Source organism: Micromonospora sp. R311 (assembly GCF_056780015.1).
Genome location: NZ_JBSWCE010000014.1, coordinates 25,901 through 44,251, shown reverse-complemented (window position 1 = coordinate 44,251; position 18,351 = coordinate 25,901). Strand labels below are relative to the sequence as shown.

Here is an 18,351-nt window from a genome sequence, read left to right as displayed (position 1 = left end):
GCGTGGCATCCTGCTGCGATGAGACTCCGGGTGTCCGCCGCCGTGATCGCCGTCGCGCTGCTGGCCGGCTGCGGCGGGTCGGAGGCGCCGGCGGCCGGCGACCGCGGTCGGGGCATGCTGGCCAACCTGCCCAGCTGCGACCGGGTGCCGCTGGACGCCGACGCCGAGGTCGACGCGGAGGTCACCGGCCTGGTGCTGCCCGACGGTGCGCGGGTCACCTCGGTGGTGCGGCAGGGCGCGCTGACCACGGTCGAGGGCACCGTCCGGATGACACCGCTGGACGTCCGCGCCCACTACGAGAGCCGCGCCGACATCGAGCTGCTGCGGGCCGAGGACGAGGTGTTCGAGGCCGAGGTGCTGACCCGGGCCCAGCAGCGGCGGATGTACCTGCGGGCCGGCGCACTCTGCGCCGACGGCACCATGCTGACCGCGGTGGTCGGCCCGGACTCGGACGACGCCGGCCTGCCGGAGTTCCAGAGCGGGTCGTGAGCCGCCGGCTCTACAGCTGTCCTAACCCGACGGCCGGAATCCCAACAGTTGCCTGGTGACGTGGATCACCGAGCTGTCTAGCGTGCGACAGACGACTAGTTCCGGTCGCACCCGCACGTGGACAGGGAGATGCCGTATGAGTCCCAGCCTCGTCCGAGGTAGACGCGTCATGCCGGTGGCAGCGGTCCTGGCACTGCTGACCGCGGCCGCGTTGACCGCCTCGACACCGGCGGCGAGCGGCGAGGAGTCGCTGGCCACCAGCACCCCCACCGGCCCGATGGAGCTGCCCGCCGAGTGGATGACCGCCCAGCGGCTCAGTGACGGCAGCACCGACCTGTCGGCGGCCAAGTACGCCCGGGCACGGGGCGAGGCCAACCAGCTCGCCGCGCACACCCGCACCGTCTACCGGCACCTCGGCGAGCGGGAGTGGAACTTCTTCGGCCCGAGCGACATCGGTGGCCGGGTGGTGGACATCGCCGTCGACCCGCAGGTGGCGAACCAGGTCTTCATCGCCGCCGCCTCCGGCGGCATCTGGCGCTCCGGCGACGCGGGCGCCACCTTCGAGCCGGCCTGGCCGGACACCTGGCAGCAGAGCATGGGCGCGGTCGCGATGACCAGCGACGGCGTGCTCTTCGCCGGCACCGGCGAGGCGCAGCCCGGCGGCGGCTCGATCACCTTCGGCGGCGACGGCATCTACCGCTCCCGCGACCGCGGCCGGACCTGGCAGCACGTCGGCCTGGCGGACAGCCACGCCATCGCCCGGTTCGCCATCGACCCGAGCAACCAGAACCGGATCTTCGCCGCGGCCGCCGGCAACCTCTTCGTGCCCGGCGGCGAGCGCGGCGTCTACCTCTCCGACAACGGCGGCGACAGCTGGCGGCAGGTGCTCGCCCCGCCGAACCCGACCACCGGCGCCACCGAGGTCGTCATCGACCCGGCGAACCCGGCCCGGGTGTACGCGGCGATGTGGGACCACCTGCGCGAGCCGCACCAGCGCACCTACGGCGGCCCCGGGTCGAGCCTGTGGCGCTCCGACGACGGCGGCCAGACCTGGCAGCGGATGACCAACGGCCTGCCGACCGACGCCGACCAGGGCCGCTGGGGGCTCGTGCTCGCCCCCAACAACCCCGACCGGCTGTACGCGTACGTCGGCACCGCCCTGGGCCCGTTCCGCGCCTTCTACCGCTCCGACGACGGCGGTGACAGCTGGACCCAGACCCCGGTCAACGCCAACCAGGCGTCCCAGTCCACCTTCAGCTGGTGGTTCGGCAAGCTCTGGGTCGACCCCGCCAACGCCGATCACGTCTTCCTCGCCGGGGTGAACCTGCGGCGCTCCACCGACGGCGGGCAGAGCTTCGGCAACGTCGGCGGCGTGCACGCCGACCAGCACGTGATGCGCTGGGACCCGAAGGTCCCGGGCCGGGCCTACCTGGGCAACGACGGCGGCTTCTACCGCTCGGAGGCCAACGGGGTCAGCGGCTGGGTCAAGTCGACCTACGAGCCGTACACCCAGTTCTACACCGTGGACGTCGCGGAGACCGACCCGGCGCTCAAGGTCGGCGGCGCCCAGGACAACGGCTGCAACCGCGGTTACCAGGGCCCGGGCGGGCCCTGGGACGCGATCGGTTGCGGCGACGGCCTCCAGGTGATCATCCACCCGGAGAACCCGAACATCGTCTTCGGCTGCAGCCAGTACGGCTCCTGCTACCGCTCGGAGACCGCCGGCGGCAGCCCGCGCCAGTCCATCGGCGCGGGTCAGACCACCTCCGACCGGCGCAACTGGCTCACGCCGCTGCAGTTCGACCCGAGCGACCCGGACGTCATGTACTACGCCGGGAACATCGTGAACCGGTCCACCGACAACGGCCGCACCTGGACGGCGATCAGCCCCGACCTCACCGGCGGGGGCCCGAACGACCCGAACGGCTACCCGTGGGGCACGATCACGACGATCGCGGCGGCACCGACCGACGGCGACAAGCTGTACGTCGGCACCGACGACGGCAAGCTGTGGTGGACCGACAACCTCGGGCAGAGCTGGAACGAGGTGGACCCGGGCCAGCTGCCCGGCACCTGGGTGACCCGGGTGGCGGTGCACCCGAAGGACGCGAACATCGCGTACGCCACGTTCTCGGCGTTCCGCTCCGGCAGCGACCGTCCGCACGTCATGGTGACCCGCGACGGCGGCCGCACCTGGACCGACATCGGCCGCGGGCTGCCCGACGCGCCGGTGAACTCGGTGGTGCCGACCTCCGACGGGCTGCTGCTGGTCGGCACGGACGTCGGGGTGTTCGTCTCGGCGTGGAACGGCGGCGGGTGGGCCGCGCTCGGCGCGGACCTGCCGGAGGCGGCCGTGATGTACCTGCGGTACCACGAGCCGACCCGGCAGCTGACCGCGGCGACGTTCGGCCGGGGCATCTACGACCTCACCGTGCCCCGCTGCCCGGCGGCGTCGACCACGCTGCCGCTGCGCGACCCGGGCGTCGGCGTCGTCGGCGCGCTGGCCTCCTGCCGGGCCGGGTAACCCGGTAGCCAGGGGCGGGGGTGTGGACGACGAGGTCCACACCCCCGCTCCCCTTTTCCCCACCCACGCCGCACCAGCGATCGTCGCCGAGCCGCGGCGCTGCCGGCCGGATGAATCAGCCAATCTTGCGAAGAAGATCCCTCAGGCCCTGCCGGAAAACTAATGTGAAGGTCACTCGGGCGCCTGGTCGGTGAAAACGTGATCTCGTCGTCGCCACCGCCCGCCGGCCCTTCACCACGCTCGGCCACGGGCGAGGTGCCCGATGCGCTGTCCACAACTTCCTCGTTAGGCGACGCGCCTGGCGCAACTCGAGCGAGGCGTTGGTGCTTCCCGCATCTGTGGCTGCCCGGACCGGCGTACGACCTCTGCTGGCGGTGTGCGTGCTCTTCGCCGCCGCCTCCGTGACGGCCGTGCCGGTGACCCTCGACCTCGGCTGGGACGAGGTCGTCTACGTGAGCCAGCACGGCACCCACGCACCAGCGGCGTTCATGAGCGCCCCCCGCGCCCGCGGCGTGACCGTGCTCGTGTGGCCGGTGGCCTCATGGCTCGATTCCACGGTCGCGCTCCGGCTGTTCCTCACCGCCACCGCCGCGGTGTCGCTCGGGCTGGGGTTCTCGGTCTGGTGCCGCGTGACCCGGCGGCCTGGCATCGTCACGCTGGCAGCCGGCCTCTACGCGAGCCTCTGGACCGCCCTGTTCTACGCGAACGCCGCCATGCCCAACCACTACACAGCCATGGCGACGGTCGCGGCCGTCGGCTGTTTCCTGCTCGCCGCGGCCGAACCGGGCCGATCCGGGGCGTACCTCGGGCTGGTCGCGGCTGTCGCGGTCGCCGCCCTGATGCGTCCGGCCGACGCCTTCTGGCTCGGGCTCCCCCTGCTCGGCGCGACCCTCGCCGTGCCGGCGCTCCGGCGTTGGCGGCTGGGCGCGGCGGTGGTCGTGGGCCTCGCGGCGGGCGGCGCGCCGTGGGCGGTCGAAGCCGGGTTGCGGTACGGCGGAATCCTGGAACGCATCCGGCAGGCCGGCCACGTGCAGGGCGGAACCGGCCTCCACTTCTCCCTCTGGCATGTGATCAGCACCCTGGACGGGCCGATCCTCTGCCGGCCATGCGACAGTCCGCTCCGGTGGCCGGCCGCCCTGTGGTGGGTGGCGCTGCTGATGCTGGTGCCAATCGGCGTCCGGGCCGCCCGCCGGGCGGGCGCGGCACCAGTGGCGTGGCTGCCCGTCCTGATCGCGGTCTCGATGGCCCTTCCCTACCTGTTCCTGATCGGTTACTCGGCACCCCGCTTCCTGCTCCCGACGTACGCGGCGGCACTCCTTCCCGCCGCCTCCGGGCTCGCCGCCCTGGTCGCCGCGGCCTCCGGAAACTGGCGGCGAGGGCTGGCCGCCCTGGTCGCGGTGGGTTTCGCCGGCCATCTCGTCATCCAGGCCGGCATCCTCCGTCATGTCGTGTCGGAGCAGATCAGGGGTCGTGGGGACTGGACCCGCATCGCGCAGACGCTGCGGTCGCACGGCGTGCGTCCGCCGTGCGTGATCTCCGGCCACGAGGCGATTCCCGTCGCCTACTACGCGGGGTGTCGGGCGCTGGAGGACCAGGGGTACAACCGCAACGCGAGCACCGCGGAGCTGCGGGAAGTCGCTGCGGCCGGGCCCTTCGCCCTGCTGACCAAGGGCACCGCCCCGCCCGACTGGGCCGAGGACTGGCAACGGGTTGCGGTGCCGGGTCCGCGCACCTCGGAGTGGATGCTGCACCTGCCGCAGCGGCCGCCGGGATCACCCAACTGACCGGCGAACCAGCCGCTGCCAGCGCACGATGGCGACCAGCACGCCGAGCGCCACCACCTGGAGGGCGGCCGTCACGGCCACCAGCAGCGGCACCGACGTCTCGTACAGCCCGCCGGCCAACGCGCCGCCGGCGGCGGCCGCGACCCCGACCACGGCACCGAACACCCCGTAGGCCGTGGCCCGCCGGCCCGGCCCCACCAGGTCCGCCACGGTCGCCTTCAGCGTCGACTCCTGCACGCCCAGCACCGCGCCCCACACCACCACGCCGGCCACCGCGACCCCGACCGTCGCCGAGAAGGCCAGCGCGGGGACGAGGGCGGCCGCGACCGGCAGGACCACGAGGACGAACGGCCCGTACCGGTCGTACGCCCAGCCGGTGGCCACCGCGGCCAGCGCGTCGACGACCATCGCCGCGGCGTACAGCACAGGCACCGCCGAGGCGGGCAGCAGGCCCGCGGACACCAGGTGGAACGAGAGCACGCCGAACGTGGCGAACCCGGTCATGGTGAGCCCCGCGAACCCGGCGAACGCCCAGAACCTGCCCGGCAGCCGGACGGCCTCCCTGGCGCCCGGCGCGCGGCGGGCGCTCTTCGCCGCCGCCGCCGGCTCCGCGACCCGCTCGTAGCCGGCCGGGCGGGGGACCTGGACCCGCAACCACACCACCAGGGCCAGGGCGAGCGCCCCGGGCACCGCGAGCGTGAGCAGCGCGGGGCCGTAGTCGTCGCCGGTGGCCGCCAGCACGCCGGCCACCGCGAGCGGCCCCACCAGCGCGCCGGCCTGGTCCAGCGCCTCGTGCACCGCGAACCCGCGGCCGCGACCCGTCTCCGCCGCGGCGTGCGACAGGAGGGTGTCCTTCGCCGGTTGCCGGACCGCCTTGCCGACCCGTTCCGCGATGATCAGGCCGCAGGCCACCCAGAGCACCGAGGTCAACCCGAGCAGCGGGACGCTGAGCACGGTGAGCCCGTAGCCGGCGATGGCCCACGCCCAGAACCGACCGGTCCGGTCGGCCAGCGGCCCGGACACCAGCCGGAGCACCAGCGCGGCCGCCTCACCCGCACCGGTGACCACTCCCACCACCAGCGCGCTCGCGCCCAGGTGGGCGAGGAATGGCCCGGTGATGGACCGGGCGCCCTCGTAGACGACGTCGGCCAGCATCGCCACGACGCCGAACCACACCACGAACCGCCACGCCGACATCCGCCCGGAGCCACCGCCGGCGGACCGTCCCGGATCTGGTGCCATGACCGTCAGTCTCCGGCCTGGCCACCGCCGCCGCCGGGCCTTCCCGCGGTGACGGTCGCGGGAGTGAGCGGCGGTTTCGGTTCGGCCGCGCGCACCGCCACAAATCGGTGTTATCGGACGACGGCGCGCTTCCTTGACTACCGTAGGTGCCGAGCCGCCCAGCCGCCCAGCCGCCCAGCCGTGCTGCCGGGCGGCCGGGCGGGCAGGGCTGACGGAGGACACCGATGGCTGGAGGCCGATACCGGTGACGATGGAAGCAGAGCGGGTGCTGCGGGCGGAGGACGTCAGCCAGCTGGCGGAGATCGCCGCCCAACTGCGGGTGGACTCGATCCGGTGCAGCACCAAGGCCGGGTCCGGGCATCCGACCTCCAGCCTCTCGGCGGCGGACCTGCTCGCCGTGCTGATCGCCCGGCACCTGCGCTACGACTGGGCCGATCCGCACGGTCGCGCCAACGACCACCTGATCTTCTCCAAGGGGCACGCCTCGCCGCTGCTGTACGCGGTCTTCAAGGCCGTCGGCGCGATCACCGACCAGGAGCTGGTCGACACCTACCGCCAGTTCGGGTCACGCCTGCAGGGGCACCCCACGCCGGCGCTGCCCTGGGTCGACGTCGCCACCGGTTCGCTCGGTCAGGGGCTGCCGGTCGGCGTCGGGATCGCGCTCGCCGGCCGCTGCCTCGACCGGCTGCCGTTCCACGTGTGGGTGCTGTGCGGCGACAGCGAGACGGCCGAGGGCTCCATCTGGGAGGCGCTGGACAAGGCCGGCCACTACGGGCTGCGCAACCTCACCACGATCGTCGACGTCAACCGGTTCGGGCAGCGCGGCGAAACCGAGCTGGAGTGGGACCTGGACACCTACCGGCGGCGGGTCGAGGCGTTCGGTTGCCAGGCCATCGTCGTCGACGGCCACGACCTGGTCGCCATCGACGACGCGCTGGGCCGCGCCCGCCAGGCGACCGGTCCCACCGTGGTGCTCGCCCGGACGGTGAAGGGCAAGGGGGTGCCCGACATCGAGAACCAGCCCGGCTGGCATGGCAAGCCGATCAAGCAGGAGGCGGCCGAGGCGGCCGTCGACGCCCTCGGCGGGGTGCGCCAGATCCGCGTCGCCGGACCGCGGCCCGAGCCGGTCCCGCCCGCCCCCGCCCCCGACCGCAGACCCCCTGAGCTGCCGCGCTACGACAAGGGGGCGAAGGTGGCCACCCGGAACGCGTACGGTGACGCGCTGCGCGCACTGGGCTCGCGGCGGGACGTGGTCGCCCTGGACGGCGAGGTCAGCGACTCCACCCGCTCCGACCGGTTCGCCGAGGCCCACCCCGACCGGTTCTTCGAGATGTTCATCTCCGAACAGCAGCTGGTCGCGGCGGCGGTCGGGCTGCAGGTCCGCGGGTACCGCCCCTTCGCCTCGACCTTCGCGGCGTTCCTCTCCCGCGCCTACGACTTCATCCGGATGGCCGGCATCTCCCGGGCCGACATCGCCCTCTGCGGCTCGCACGCCGGCGTGGAGATCGGGGCGGACGGCCCCTCGCAGATGGGGCTGGAGGACCTCGCGGCCATGCGCGCCGTGCAGGGCTCGACCGTCCTCTATCCCAGCGACGCCGTCTCCTGCGCGGCGCTCGTCGCCCAGATGGTCGACTGCAGGGGCGTCGCCTACCTGCGCACCACCCGGGGCGGGCACCCGGTGCTCTACGACAACGACGAGACCTTCCCGATCGGGGGCAGCAAGCTGCTGCGCGGCGGCGGCCACGACCACGTCGCGCTGATCGGCGCCGGAGTGACCGTGCACAACTGCCTGGCCGCCGCGGACCAGCTCGCCGGCGAGGGCGTCGACGCCCGGGTCATCGACCTGTACTCGGTCAAGCCGCTGGATTCCGAGCGGCTGCTCGAGGCCGTCCGGGAGACCGGTGGCCGGCTGGTCGTCGTCGAGGACCACTATCCGCAGGGCGGCCTCGGCTCCGCCGTGCTCGAGTCGCTGGCCGAGCTTGCGGTCCCTGCGCAGGTGACCCAGCTGGCGGTACGCGGGCTGCCGACCTCCGGGACGCCCACCGAGCTGATGGACCAGGCCGGCATCGGCGTGGACGCCATCGTCACCGCGACCCGCGAGCTGCTCGCCCGCACCAGCTGACGCCGCCGGGCCCGCCGACCGGCCGGCCGGCGACCCCCGCCGGCGCCACGCGTGGGCCGGGGCACGCCCACGGCGGTAGCGTGACGGAGGACACGATCGCCCCCCGCCGCTGACGCCGCGCCGACGGCGGGTGGTGTGGTGACGCTGGCGACGTCGACGCCGGACCTGGGGGGAACCAGTCATGGAGAGCCGTACTGATCTCGTCGAGGACCTGATGGGGCGGTTTCCCCACGTGCCGCGGGAAGCGGTGATCAAGGAGGACCTGCTGCGTGGGGGCATGGCGTTCGACGACTCGGCGCTGACCGACAACGAGGGCGGCGAGGTCAAGCCGAAGTCGTACTTCATCTTCTCCTTCGACCACCGCACGCTGCCGGAGCTGGGCACCGCCGCGCTCCGCCGGCCGCCGGAGGAGATCGTGCTCAGCGGCGGTCCGTACGGCCTGCGCCGGACGGTCGTCTCCGTCCGGGTGAACCCGGACTCGCCGTACCGGGTCGCCGACGCCGGCGACGGGGTGCTGCGGCTGCACCTCGACGGGCGCCCGATCGCCGACGTCGGCCTGCCGCCGATGCCCGAGTACTACCGGCACACGCTGGCCAACGGCAAGTCGGTGATGGAGGTGGCGCCGACGATCCAGTGGGGCTACCTGATCTACCTGACCGTGTTCCGGGTCTGCCAGTACTTCGGCGCCAAGGAGGAGTGCCAGTACTGCGACATCAACCACAACTGGCGCCAGCACAAGGCGGCCAAGCGCCCGTACACCGGCGTCAAGCCGGTCGACGAGGTGCTGGAGGCGATGGAGATCATCGACCGGTACGACACGCTCGGCGCCTCGCGGGCGTACACCCTGACCGGCGGCAGCGTCACCTCCACCGTCGAGGGGCTGGCCGAGGCCGACTTCTACGGCCGGTACGCCAAGGCGATCGAGGAGCGGTTCCCCGGCCGGTGGATCGGCAAGGTCGTGGCGCAGGCGCTGCCGAAGGCGGACGTGCAGCGGTTCCACGACTACGGCATCCGCATCTACCACCCCAACTACGAGGTCTGGGACAAGCGCCTGTTCGAGCTCTACTGCCCCGGCAAGGAGCGGTACGTGGGTCGCGAGGAGTGGCACCGCCGCATCCTCGACTCCGCGGAGGTCCTCGGGCCCCGCAACGTCATCCCCAACTTCGTCGCGGGCGTGGAGATGGCCGCGCCGTTCGGCTTCGCCAGCGTCGACGAGGCGATCGACTCCACCGCCGAGGGGCTGGAGTACTTCATGTCCCGCGGTATCACCCCGCGGTTCACCACCTGGTGCCCGGAGCCGACCACCCCGCTGGGCCGGACCAACCCGCAGGGCGCCCCGCTCGAATACCACATCCGGCTGCTCGAGGTGTACCGGGCGACGATGGAGGCCCACGGCCTGTCCAGCCCGCCCGGGTACGGCCCGCCCGGCCCCGGCAACGCGGTCTTCTCGGTCAGCTCGTTCATGGACAGCCTGCCCGCCGAACCCGAGCCCACCGCGCGCCCGGCCTGAACCGGGCGCGCGGGCGCGGCCCGGGCGGGCGGCGCGCCGCCCGCCCGGGCCACGGCGCTCAGCGGGTGAGCCGGTACAGCTCGCCGCCGCGGGCGTAGTACATGACGCCGGACGCGTCCATGGTCCAGACGTCGGTGATGCCGGTGGCCAGCTTCCGCACCGACAGCGTCGCCGGGTCCACGCAGGCGACGGTGGTCCAGAAGTTGCCACACACCGCGCCGTCCGGCGCGACCGCCAGGTGGTCGCTGCGCCAGACGTGGTCGACGTTCCAGTCGAAGGGCTCGACCTCGACGGTGTTGACCACCGTCCGGGTCACCGGGTCGAACTCGAAGAGGGTCCCGACCGTCGACCCCCAGACCCGACCGTCGGGCGCGACGGTCAGCCGGGTGATCGCCTTGGCGCCCGGCACCGCCGGGCCCTCCCAGACCTTCGTCGCGGTCGCCGGGTCCCAGAGGAAGAGCCTCGCCTCCGGCTGCGTCGGCGCGACGCCGAGCCCGCCCCAGACGCCGGTGCCGCCGAGCACCAGGTTCCCGACCGTGGCCAGCGCGGTGACGCTCTGCTGGGGTACGACGTCGCGGTGCACCTCCTTCGCCCCGCTGACCGGGTCGACGAGGGCCAGCGCCCCGCCGAGCTGGCCGTACTCGGGGATGGTGCCGAACGCGACCCGGTCGCCGACCCCGGTGATGGCGAACGGCCGGTCCTGGTGTTCGGTGCGGAGCGAGGCGAACTGCCGCGGGTTGGTGCCGCGCACGACGGGCCTGGTCGGGTCGAGCTCGAACAGGTTCGCCCCGGGATACACGCCGGCGTAGATCCGGCCTCGGTAGGAGAGCAGCCCCTCGGCCTGCCCCAGCGCCCCGGCGTTCTCGGTGAAGGTGCCGGTCGCCGGGTCGTAGGAGGTGATCCCGCCGCTGGGGTAGGCGCTGGACCAGATCCGGCCGTCCGGGCCGGCTTCGAGCGTCTGCAACTGGGCGGGCAGACCGGGGACCGGTACGGTCACCACCTTCTTCGCCCCGGTCATCGGGTTGAAGTAGTACATCTTGCCGCCGAGGTCGATCGTGACGAGTGTCCGGCCGCGCCACTCGGGTCCACCGAGGTGGGTCCACCCGAAGCCGCGGGACGTGCCGAAGCCGGTGAAGGCGGTCGGGGTGAGCGTCCGGGTCTTGAGGTTGTACGCCATCAGCCGGGCGGCGGTGGAGGCGAAGTAGACGTTGCCGTCGTCGTCCGGGGTGGAGAAGTCCAGGCCCCGGCCGTTGCCCAGCTCGGCGATCCACTCACCGGTGGTCAGGTCGTGCACGAGCACCCGGTTGCTGTTGGTCACCCGGGCGAAGAGCGTCCTGTGGTGGACGTCGAGGTCGTAGACGAACTGCTCGGCGCGGTACTGCTCGGGCAGCGGGATCTCCCGCCGGGCGCCGGACTCGACGTCGACCTCCACGACCCTGGCGACCGTGCCCAGGCCGGCGTAGATCTTGCCGTTCGCGACGCTGATGCTGCGCACGTACTGCTCGCCGGGCCAGACCTGCCCGTAGTCGCGGACGGCCCCGGTCCGGTGGTCGACGGAGTAGACCTTGCCGGTCGGGAAGGTACCGACGAAGACCCGCTGTCCGTCGTTCGCCAGCCGCCAGGTCGCGGTCTCCCCCGGCGCCGGCGAACCGAGGTCCTCCACGTGGTCCGCCCCGGGCCGGTAGCGGAACAGCTTGCTGTCGGCCCCGATGTACGCGGTGCCGTCCGGGGTGACGGTGCCGCCCCACGAGCCGCCCGCGCCGGGCAGCGGCAGGGTCCGGACCACCGTCGCGGTGCGGGTGTCGATGACGTTGAGCGCGCCGGTGGTCCCGCGTGCCACGGCGTACGCGTAGTCGCCGGACGGGGTGGATCCGAAGGTGGCGCCGTAGATCGCCAGGTTGTGGTGCGGCACGCCGACCAGGGTCTCGGTGGGCGTGGCGGCCCCGGCGGGAGTGGTGGACACGGCTGTTGCGGCGACGAGGGTCGCCACCATCGCGAGCGGCGCGAGACGGCGCGGAACGGTGAGCGGCATGGGCATCCCTTCTCCGATTACGGTCATCACCGTAAATCTCGATACATCGAAGGGTCAATCACCGACCGCTCGCCGAACCACCATCCCCCCGTGGTCATCTCGTCGGACCACTCGATCCGGGCTTCGATTTACGGTCGCGGCCTTATCTAGTGAGCGCCACGTCGCCCGGGTGGCGGGAGCTGGGCGCCCGGCCGGCCCACGAGCGGGTGCCGGGTGCGGAGGGGTCGCCCCCGCACCCGGCACCCGGGTCACCCGTGTCGCTACAGCTCCCGGACCCGGACGTTCCGGATCTCGATCAGGTCGTTCGTGCCGTGGTTCTGCAACCCGACGAACCCGCTGAGGAACTGGCGCAGGTCGGTCGGCGGGTCGCCCTGGCGGGACGACGCCTTGCCCGGCGTGTTGTCGAACTCGTTGATCACGACCCCGTTGCGGGTGATCGTGTAGTGCTGCCCGACCACCCGGATCTCGTACTCGTTCCACTGGCCCTTCGGCGTCACGCCGGCCTGCTCCAGCCCGATCGGGTCGAAGTTGTAGATCGACCCGGTCTTCTGCGGCTCACCGGTGGGCCCGTCGTAGATCTGGATCTCGTGACCGCAGTAGATCGCCACCCACGCCTGCGAGCTGCGGGCCGACCCGACCGTGCCGCAACTGCCGGCCGGTCGCTCCTCCAGCGGGGTGCGCGGGTCCGGGAACCGGACGAACGCGCCGCTGTTGGCGTACGTGTTGCCGGTGGAGACGTCCCGGAACTGCAGCCGCAGGGAGAAGTCCGCGAACTCCTGCTTGGCGTACCAGAGCATGCCGAGCCCGCCCGAGCTGCGGATCGAGCCGTCCGGCTGGAGCGTGAACGACCCGCCGGGCGCCTGCCGCCAGTCCGCCAACGACTGCGCCGTGCCGTCGAAGATGGCCTGGTAGCCGGCGACCTTGCCGATCGCCGACTGGGCCGCGGCCCGGTTCAGCGTCGCCGCCTCGCGGTTGTCGAGCACCCCGGCCGAGCGGAGGTCGTTGACCACGTCGCTGACGTGGCTGACGAACTGGCCGTGGTTCGACCAGCTGCGCTCGTCGTCGATCAGGTCGTTGACGGTGCAGCCGCCGCCGACCTGCCGGTTGGCCACTCCGGTGTCGGTGTCGAGCATCCGCACCGTCTTGCGGGTGTCCGGTGCGGCGCACCCGACGAACACCTCGATCGTGCCGGTGGCCACCTCACCGTCGGCGTAGGTCACCTTGACCGTCGCCTGGTAGGTGCCGAACTTCGCGTAGGTGTGGGTCGGGTTGGCCTCCCGCGACGGCGCGCTGCCGTCGCCGAAGTTCCACTCCCAGGCCACGCCGCCGGCCTTCGCGCTGGAGAAGGCGATGGTCTTCGGGTCGCTCTGCGCGACGGCCCGCGCTGTGGCGTGGCTCGGGTTCGGCGTCGCCGGGCCGCCCTGGTAGGCGATCCGGATCAGCTTCTGGTTCGAGTGCAGGCTGAAGAAGCCGCCGGCGTAGTCGAGCATGTACAGCGCGCCGTCCGGGCCGAACTTGGCGTCCATCCAGGACTGCAGTTGGGTGCCGCCGCTGCCGGAGCGGATGATGCTGCGCAGGTCCTCGGCGAAGGCCGGGGGCCCGTGCTTCGGCACGTTCGCCGGGTCCACGGTCACCGCGACGCGGTTGTTGGCGTTGGACTGGTCACCGATGAACCACTTGTTGTCCCAGTACGCCGGCCACGCCACGCCGCTGTTGACGTCGACGTTCTCCCGCTGGTAGGTCGGGCCGTCCATGATGGCCTGCCCGCCGCCCTTGAGGTACGGCTGGGTGAAGGTCTCGTCGCCGACCTGGTACGTCGGCAGCCCGCTGCCGTCGGTGCGCTTCGGGAAGACCGGGCCACCACCCTGCGGCGAGTACCAGATCATGTTGTCCCGGGCCGGCGGGATGTTGACCAGACCGGTGTTGCGCGGCGAGGTGTTCTTCAGGTTGTCGCAGTCGTACCAGCCGGTCAGCACCGTGGCGTCGGTGTTGCTGCGGTCCCGGTAGGGCTGCCGGTTGCCCATGCAGTACGGCCAGCCCTGGTTGCCGGCGGAGGTGATGATGGTGGCCGTCTCGTACTTCGCCGGCCCCAGGTCCGGGCTCGGCGCGCCCGCGTCCGGGCCGACCCAGGCGGCGGTCAGCCAGTCGTTGACCGGGTCCCAGGCGATCCGGGCGATGTTCCGCACGCCCATCACGTAGATCTCCGGGCGGGTCTTGCCGCCGCCCTCCTCCTTGCCGGTGAAGAGGTTGCCCGCGGGGATGGTGTACGTGCCGTCCGGCTCCGGGTGGATCCGGAGGATCTTGCCGTTCAGGTCGTTGGTGTTGCCGGAGGTGCGCCGGGCGTCCTGGAACGACACGCCCTGGTACTCCTGGGTCCAGTTGTTGCCGGAGTAGCCGTTCGAGCCGCCGGAGGAGTTGCTGTCCCCGGTGCCGATGTAGAGGTTGCCGCTCTCGTCGAAGGTCATCCCACCGCCGGCGTGGCAGCAGCTGTGGATCTGCGTGTCCCAGCGCAGCAGGTCCTTGCGGGTGCCCTGGTCGATGGTCTGCTTCGCGGCGTCGTAGGTGAACCGGGACACCGTCCGCTGACCGATCCGCTTGACCCGGTCGATCGACTCGTGCGGCATCCAGTAGACGTAGACCCAGCCGTTCTGCGCGAACTTCGGGTCGAGGGTGATGCCGACCAGGCCCTCCTCGTTCTTGACCAGTTCGCTGCCGCTGCCCCGGTTGCCCATCACGGCGAGCGTGGTCAGCAGCTTGACCTGCTTGGTCTTCGGGTCCCACTGGTGGATGGTGCCGCAGCCGAGGCCGACGTTCGGGTTGTTCCAGTCGGCGACCGGCCCGGTGGCGCAGGCGGCCTTGCCGATGTAGAAGACCTTGCCGTCCGGCGCGATGGTCAGCCCGTGCGGCTCACCGATCTGGTCGAGCTGGCCCGGCTGGTTGGTGGCGGTCAGCCGCTCGATCCGGTAGTTCGACGCGACGGTCGCCTGGCAGTCGCCGCGGACCAGGCCGGCGGTCCACCTGATCGCGCCGAGCAGGTGGCTGCGGAACTGCTTGTCGGTGGTGTAGCTGGCCTCGGTGCGGCCCATGCCGGTGTAGAACGACCGGCCACCCTCGTAGTCCTGGCACCAGGAGATCGGGTGGAAGGCGCCGTTGCCGCTCAGCCCCGGGTTGTAGGTGCCCTCCTCGACCTGCGCGACGGTGTGCACCCGGCCGGTCGGGCTCGGGTCCCAGTTGATCCACTGGTCGGACCGCTTCCAGGTCAGCGGCAGGCCCTGGTTGGCCGGGTGCTGCCGGTCGGTGAGGTCGACCACCGCCTCCTGCACCGTGGCGTCCGGCGGCGGGCCGGCGTCCGGGCCGATCAGCCACAGCTCGGCGAGCTGCACCAGCGGCTCCCCGCCGTTGGCGGTGACGTTGAGCCGGTAGTGCTGGTACGCCTTGTCGTTGGTGAAGGAGAACTGCCGGGTCTGGAACCGCTGCGGGAAGGTCTCGTTGCTGCGGGTGTCCAGGTCGGTCCAGGTGGTGCCGTCGGTGGAGCCCTGCAGGGTCCAGTTCTTCGGGTCCCGGCCGGGGAAGTCGTTGGCCGAGGTGAGCGCGTACCGGCTGACCACCACCGGCTTGGCCAGCTTCGCCGCGAGCCAGCCGGTCGGGTTGAAGGTCAGCCACTTGGTGCCGGTCGAGCCGTCGATCGCCTTCGCGGCGGTCTCGTTCGGCGGGTTCTCGGCGCTCGCCGTGGCGGAGACGGGCTTCTCCGCGTTCGGCAGGCCGGCCGCCGGCCGGGTGCCGATCAGGCCGGTGAACCAGGCGGAGCTGGGCTGGGCCCGGGCCGCGTCGTGGACGCCGAGGAAGCCCCCGCCGCCCTTGATGTACGCCTGGAACGCCGCCTCCTGGGCGTCGTCGAGGGTGACCCCGTTGGCGGAGAGGAACACCACGGCCCGGTACCGGGCCAGGTTGCCGAAGGTGAAGACGCCCGGGTCGGCGGACGCGTCGACGGCGAAGCCGTGCTCCGCGCCCAGGTCCCGGATCGCGTCGACGGCCTTGCTGACCGGGTCGTCCTGCTGGTCCACCGGACCGTGGAAGACCAGCAGCTTCACCGCGGCCGCGGCCTCGGCCGCGGCGGCCGGCGCCTGCGCCGGCGCCGGGGCGGCCGCGTTGGCGGGCAGCGCGAGCAGCCCGAGGGTCAGCACCGCGCTCGCGGCGAGCGCGCCGGTGCGTCCGACGGCCCGGCGGGTGGCCGGTGGTGGGGAGGCGGTGACGTCGGCGGGACGACGCCATCGGGACAGCCGGAAACGGCGTTGTTGAGCCATTTCGACTCCTTCACAGGTGAGGTGTGGCGGAGATGCGTTGTCCGAGCGGGTCGAGCGGGAGATGGTGCGGTCGGGACGGTCGGCGCGCCACGGCGGTGACGCGCTCCGGGTGGCGGCTGCCGGTCCGTTCAGCTCCGGACGGACCGGCGGCCGCGCCCCTCGTCGACGGCGCGGTGGCCGTCGGCGCTTCAGTTGTGCTGGTGCTGCCCGGCGTCGGCGGTGCCGGCGCCGGGGGCGCCCGCCGGGTGGGAGTGGTGGTCGTGGCCCGGGGGCATCGCCCCGTCCTCGCCGAGGACGTGCAGCATGGTCGACATGCCGCCGTCGGAGTGGAACTGCATGTGGCAGTGCAGCATCCAGTGCCCCGGGCCGACCGAGTCACCGGCGACCACCTGGAACCCGAACGAGTCGCCGGGGCCGAGCGGCTTGTTGTCGATGATCGGGACGCCGTCGGCGAACGGCTGCCCGTTGTCCACCAGGCCGGTCCGGGTGTCCGCCCAGGAGTGACCGTGCAGGTGGAAGGTGTGCATGTCGTTGCCGATGCCGACGACGACGAACTCCACCTTCTCCCCCTTGCGGGCGACCAGGCAGGTCGGTCCCGGCTGCGGGTTCTGCCCGTCGCAGGTGTCGGCTGCCGCGCCGCGGCGCAGGTTGATGCTCTGCCGGTCGCCGAAGACCACGGTGTAGGTGCGGTCCGGCTTCGGGTCGGCGGGGCGGCGGACCACCAGCCCGCCGAAGAGCCCCGCGCCGAGGCCCTGGGTGCCGTGCGGGCCACCCACCACGTGGTCGTGGTACCACCAGTAGCCCGCCGTGCCCGGCGAACCGGTCTTCCTGTTCCGCTGTTGGGCGAACCAGGTGTAGGTGCGCGACTCGCCGGGCGGGACGAACGAGCCGCTCTGCACGGTGCCGTCGGAGACCTGGGTGTACTTGACCCCGTGCACGTGCAGCGAGACGCCGAGCGGGTGCGCCGGGTCGGTACGCAGCTGCGCCAGGGTGGCCGCGGGCACCAGGTTGTGCAGCGTGATGGCGATGCACTCCCCCTCGGTCATCTCGATCGTCGGGCCCGGGTAGGAGGCCGTCTGCGGGGAGGTTCCGTAGCCGAGCCGGATCTGGGTGCCGTCCTTGGGCAGCTCCACCGCGTACAACTGCATGGTGCGGTCCGGCTTGACACAGCCCTCCGGCCGCTCGGCGAAGAACGCCCCGGTGCGGGCGGCCGCCAGGCCGCCGGCACCGACCAGGGTGAGCAGCACGGTGGCCGCCACCACCAGCAGGCGGCGGGTGCCCGACCCGCGGCGGGGCTCGGCCGGGCGGCCGTCCCCGGGCGCGCCGCCGTCCCCCGGCGGTGGCGGGTCCTCGACGAGACGCCAGGCGCTCACCGGTCACCCCGCAGGTCGACGATCCGCTGGTAGCTGCGCTCGGCGGCGCCCAACGAACCGGGCGGGTTCGGCTGGGCGCTCGGCCCGGTGTCCTGCTCCCACAGGTAGGTGAACCGTCCACCCCCGTCCAGCTCGGTGAAGAACTCGGCGAACGGGATGACCCCGGCGCCGAATTCCACGTCCAGGTAGGAGTTGCCCTGCTGCGGGTCGGGCAGCGGGACGCCGTCCTTGACGTGGAACAGCGGGAACCGGTGCGGGTGGGCGTTGACGTAGTCGACCGGCCGGAAGCCCGGGTACTTGCGGGCGCCCCCGTACGCCCACAGGATGTCCATCTCCAGGAACACGTACGCCGGATCGGTGAGCTCCAGGAACAGGTCGTACAGCCGCACGTCGGGCCGGTCGACCGCGAAGCTGAACTCGATGGTGTGGTTGTGCTGGTAGAGCTTGATCCCCCGGGCCGCCGCGGCCGCGCCCCACGCGTTGAACTCGGCGGCGGCGGCCTGGTACCCGGCGATGGTGCGGTTGCCGGTGGGCGCCTGCGCGGTGCCCAGCGCCGGCATGCCGAGGGTCTCGGCGACGTCCAGTTCCCACTCCAGGTTGTTCCGGAAGTCACCGAGCCCGCGGTGGCTGCCGGCCGCCTTCAGCCCGTTGTCGTCGAGCAGCTGGCGGATCTGCGCCGGCGTGATCGGGCCGACGTTGCCCTGCGTGTAGCCGGCGAACTCCACCTCCCGGTAGCCGATCCGGGACAGCTCCTCGAAGACGGCCGCGAAGCCGAACTGCGCGATCTTGTCCCGGACGCTGTAGAGCTGGATGCCCAGGTGCCCACGCGGCACCAGGTGGCCGTTCGAGGCGCCGCCGGACGCCGCGGCGGGCAACGCCCCGGCGAGGCTCGCCGCGCCGACCGCGACGGTGGAGCCGGCGATGCCGCGCAGTAACGCCCGACGGTCGATCCTGTTCTTCGCCATGGTTGG

10 protein-coding genes are annotated in these 18,351 nt (G+C 72.6%); 5 read left to right on the top strand and 5 right to left on the bottom strand.

Annotation, left to right across the window (positions count from 1 at the left end; genetic code table 11):
• The first annotated feature begins 18 nt into the window (after positions 1–18).
• From AC1WTP_RS14065 to AC1WTP_RS14055, 3 genes are all read left to right on the top strand, one after another.
• Positions 19–489: a hypothetical protein gene (locus AC1WTP_RS14065; RefSeq protein ID WP_481649686.1), complete on the top strand. Its 471-nt coding sequence runs from the start codon at positions 19–21 to the stop codon at positions 487–489.
• Between the two features lie 169 nt (positions 490–658).
• Positions 659–3,013 carry a WD40/YVTN/BNR-like repeat-containing protein gene (locus AC1WTP_RS14060; RefSeq protein ID WP_481649685.1) on the top strand — a complete coding sequence of 785 codons (2,355 nt, stop codon included), beginning with the start codon at positions 659–661 and terminating at the stop codon, positions 3,011–3,013.
• A gap of 338 nt (positions 3,014–3,351) precedes the next feature.
• Positions 3,352–4,797 carry a hypothetical protein gene (locus AC1WTP_RS14055; RefSeq protein ID WP_481649684.1) on the top strand — a complete coding sequence of 482 codons (1,446 nt, stop codon included), beginning with the start codon at positions 3,352–3,354 and terminating at the stop codon, positions 4,795–4,797.
• Here AC1WTP_RS14055 and AC1WTP_RS14050 read toward each other — a convergent pair.
• Positions 4,786–6,039 carry an MFS transporter gene (locus AC1WTP_RS14050; protein WP_481649683.1) on the bottom strand — a complete coding sequence of 418 codons (1,254 nt, stop codon included), beginning with the start codon at positions 6,037–6,039 and terminating at the stop codon, positions 4,786–4,788. The two genes, AC1WTP_RS14055 and AC1WTP_RS14050, sit on opposite strands and share 12 nt — an antisense overlap.
• Before the next feature lie 250 nt (positions 6,040–6,289).
• On the opposite strand from AC1WTP_RS14050, the gene AC1WTP_RS14045 reads away from it, so the two are divergent.
• On the top strand, positions 6,290–8,161 hold the full coding sequence (locus AC1WTP_RS14045) for a transketolase (RefSeq protein ID WP_481649782.1): 1,872 nt from the start codon (positions 6,290–6,292) through the stop codon (positions 8,159–8,161).
• A gap of 181 nt (positions 8,162–8,342) precedes the next feature.
• The gene (locus AC1WTP_RS14040; protein WP_481649682.1) at positions 8,343–9,671 is read left to right on the top strand and encodes a radical SAM protein; all 1,329 of its coding nucleotides are present in this window, start codon (positions 8,343–8,345) and stop codon (positions 9,669–9,671) included.
• 58 nt (positions 9,672–9,729) lie between these two features.
• Here the strand turns inward: AC1WTP_RS14040 and AC1WTP_RS14035 are convergent, their stop codons facing one another.
• From AC1WTP_RS14035 to AC1WTP_RS14020, 4 genes are all read right to left on the bottom strand, one after another.
• The gene (locus AC1WTP_RS14035) at positions 9,730–11,703 is read right to left on the bottom strand and encodes an NHL repeat-containing protein (protein WP_481649681.1); all 1,974 of its coding nucleotides are present in this window, start codon (positions 11,701–11,703) and stop codon (positions 9,730–9,732) included.
• A 260-nt stretch (positions 11,704–11,963) separates the two neighbouring features.
• The gene (locus AC1WTP_RS14030; protein ID WP_481649680.1) at positions 11,964–16,007 is read right to left on the bottom strand and encodes a ThuA domain-containing protein; all 4,044 of its coding nucleotides are present in this window, start codon (positions 16,005–16,007) and stop codon (positions 11,964–11,966) included.
• A 188-nt stretch (positions 16,008–16,195) separates the two neighbouring features.
• Entirely contained in the window at positions 16,196–17,380 is a 1,185-nt protein-coding gene (locus tag AC1WTP_RS14025; RefSeq protein WP_481649679.1) for a multicopper oxidase domain-containing protein, read from the bottom strand.
• On the bottom strand, positions 17,377–18,345 hold the full coding sequence (locus AC1WTP_RS14020) for a sugar phosphate isomerase/epimerase family protein (protein WP_481649678.1): 969 nt from the start codon (positions 18,343–18,345) through the stop codon (positions 17,377–17,379). The genes AC1WTP_RS14025 and AC1WTP_RS14020 overlap by 4 nt, the downstream gene beginning before the upstream one ends.
• Between the last annotated feature and the right edge of the window lie 6 nt (positions 18,346–18,351).

What these genes read in the sequence shown, in the direction of transcription:
- AC1WTP_RS14065 (WP_481649686.1), top strand. Translation starts at nt 19, where the DNA reads ATGAGACTCCGGGTGTCCGCCGCCGTGATCGCCGTCGCGCTGCTGGCC.
- AC1WTP_RS14060 (WP_481649685.1), top strand. Translation starts at nt 659, where the DNA reads ATGCCGGTGGCAGCGGTCCTGGCACTGCTGACCGCGGCCGCGTTGACC.
- AC1WTP_RS14050 (WP_481649683.1), bottom strand. Translation starts at nt 6,039, where the DNA reads ATGGCACCAGATCCGGGACGGTCCGCCGGCGGTGGCTCCGGGCGGATG.
- AC1WTP_RS14045 (WP_481649782.1), top strand. Translation starts at nt 6,290, where the DNA reads ATGGAAGCAGAGCGGGTGCTGCGGGCGGAGGACGTCAGCCAGCTGGCG.
- AC1WTP_RS14040 (WP_481649682.1), top strand. Translation starts at nt 8,343, where the DNA reads ATGGAGAGCCGTACTGATCTCGTCGAGGACCTGATGGGGCGGTTTCCC.
- AC1WTP_RS14035 (WP_481649681.1), bottom strand. Translation starts at nt 11,703, where the DNA reads ATGCCGCTCACCGTTCCGCGCCGTCTCGCGCCGCTCGCGATGGTGGCG.
- AC1WTP_RS14030 (WP_481649680.1), bottom strand. Translation starts at nt 16,007, where the DNA reads ATGGCTCAACAACGCCGTTTCCGGCTGTCCCGATGGCGTCGTCCCGCC.
- AC1WTP_RS14020 (WP_481649678.1), bottom strand. Translation starts at nt 18,345, where the DNA reads ATGGCGAAGAACAGGATCGACCGTCGGGCGTTACTGCGCGGCATCGCC.